The following is a 1942-nucleotide window of genomic DNA, read 5'->3' as shown; positions in this document are numbered from 1 at the left end:
GGGTAGGGTCGGGGCGGCGCGGCAGTTCGGGTTCACCGGGGCGCAGCGGCGTCAAGGTGTCGGTGATGGCCTGGATGATGCGGTCGGTGGCGCGCATGGCCTGCGCTCCCGTGGTGCCGGTGAGCCCGGACAGATCGACCAGGTGACCGAAGTGGACGATGACCCGCGGGCGGTGGATCATGGTGCGCAGCACCGAGCGCAGGAGATTCTGCGGCGCGGTGTAGGGGATGACCTCGTGGGTGCCCCACTGCGCGACGGCCTGCACGGGGGCGCCGGACAGCGCGGCCATGCGGGCCACACCGGTTTTGCCGCGTTCGGGCCACATCCACGGGTCCAGGCCGATACGGCCTTCCGGGTAGACCAGCACGACCGAGCCGGCTTGCAGGGCCGCGGCGGCGGTGGGCAGCGCGGCGGTGACCTTGTCGGTGTGCCGGTCCACGCGCAGGTGCCCGAACGCGCGCATGGCGGCCCCGGCGACGGGTGCGTCGAACAGCCCGCCGGTGGCCATGAACCGCGGGGCGATCCCGGCGAGGCTGCAGGCCGCGGTCATGACGATCGGGTCGACCGGGCTGACGTGGTTGGCGGCCAGGATCAGCGGCCCGCCGCGCAGGTGCTGCGGTACCCCGCCGGTGACCTCAAGGCGGCAGATCAGCGGGACGACCAGCCGGGACACGCGCAGCGCCAGCCGCCACTGCCACGGTGCCTGCCAGCTCGTCCCCACAGCCGGTCATGATCGCATGCCGGCGGGTCAGCGTGGTGAGCGGCGCAGCGCTCCGGAGGGGCACAGTTGCACCGCCCGGTCGGCGAGCTCGTCCTGTTCGGGCCCGGGGTGGCGCCGGTGCAGCACGACCAGGCCCTCGTCGTCCTGGTCGAACAGTTCCGGCGCGGTCAGCACGCACATCCCGGCGCCGATGCACACCTCGCGGTCGGCGTGCACTGCTGCTGTGCTCACCAGGTCACCGGCAGTTCGGCCAGCCCGTACACCACCGAGTTGTCGCGGGTGGGCAGGTGGGCGGGGTCGGTGGCCAGGCGCAGCCCGGGCAGCCGGCGTGCCAGGCGGGTCAGGGCCACGCGCAGTTCGGCGCGGGCCAGAGGCTGGCCGATGCACTGGTGCACGCCGAAGCCGAACGCCAGGTGCTGGCGGGCCTCGCGGTAGGGGGCGAAGGCGTCGCCCTGGCCGAACGTGTCGTCGTCGCGGTTGGCCAGCGACAGCAGCGCGATGACGGGGTCGCCGGCGCGGATCGGGTGCCCGCCGATCTCGGTGTCGCTGATGGCCTGGCGGGGCAGCCCGGTGCGCACGATGGTCAGGTAGCGCAGCAGTTCCTCGACCACGGTGTCGGCCTGCTCGTCGCTGTCGTGCAGGCGCTGCCACACGCCCGGATGCTGCAGCAACAGCAGCACGCTCAGGCCGATCATGTTGGCGGTGGTCTCGTGCCCGGCGATGAGCAGCAGCACGGCCATGCCGATGAGTTCGCCGATCTCGAGTTCGCCGGTGCGCACGCGTTCGCTGACCAGCCGGCCGAGCAGCTCATCGCCGGGTTCGCCGCTGGTGCGTTTTTTCTCGATCAGATGTCCCAGGTACGAGCGCAGCTGCGTCATCGCGGTGCGCACCGCGGCCGGGCCGGCACTGCGGTCGAGCAGCACCGCGCTGCGGGCCTGGAAGAACGGGTGGTCCTCGTAGGGCACCCCGAGCAGGTGGCAGATCACCAGCGAGGGTACGGGCAGGGCGAACCCGGTGATCAGGTCGGCCGGTGCGCCGCGGGCCTGCAGGTCATCGAGCGCGCTTTCGACCGTACCGGTGATGAGGGGTTCGATCCGCCTGATGTTTTTGATCATGAATTCGGCGGTGAGCATACGGCGCAGGCGCAGGTGCTCGGAGCCGTCCATGCGGATGAAGCTGCCGCGGCCGCCCTCGCCGGTCTGCGGCGGGGACCGCTGCGGC

At 72.1% G+C, this 1942-nt stretch carries 3 protein-coding genes; all 3 read right to left on the bottom strand.

Annotation, left to right across the window (positions count from 1 at the left end):
- Positions 1–721, bottom strand: a 721-nt coding sequence (locus TFC3_RS33295; RefSeq protein WP_067510142.1) for a 1-acyl-sn-glycerol-3-phosphate acyltransferase, incomplete at its 3' end; no start/stop codon positions are given.
- Positions 722–748: 27 nt separating this feature from the next.
- Positions 749–952, bottom strand: a complete 204-nt coding sequence (locus tag TFC3_RS33290; protein ID WP_255363820.1) for a ferredoxin — start codon at positions 950–952, stop codon at positions 749–751.
- Positions 949–1942, bottom strand: a 994-nt coding sequence (locus tag TFC3_RS33285; protein ID WP_067510138.1) for a cytochrome P450, incomplete at its 5' end; no start/stop codon positions are given. The genes TFC3_RS33285 and TFC3_RS33290, both read right to left, overlap by 4 nt.

The organism is Actinoplanes sp. TFC3 (assembly GCF_001553785.1).
GTDB lineage: Bacteria > Actinomycetota > Actinomycetes > Mycobacteriales > Micromonosporaceae > Actinoplanes.
This window is presented reverse-complemented; position numbering and strand designations above follow the sequence as displayed.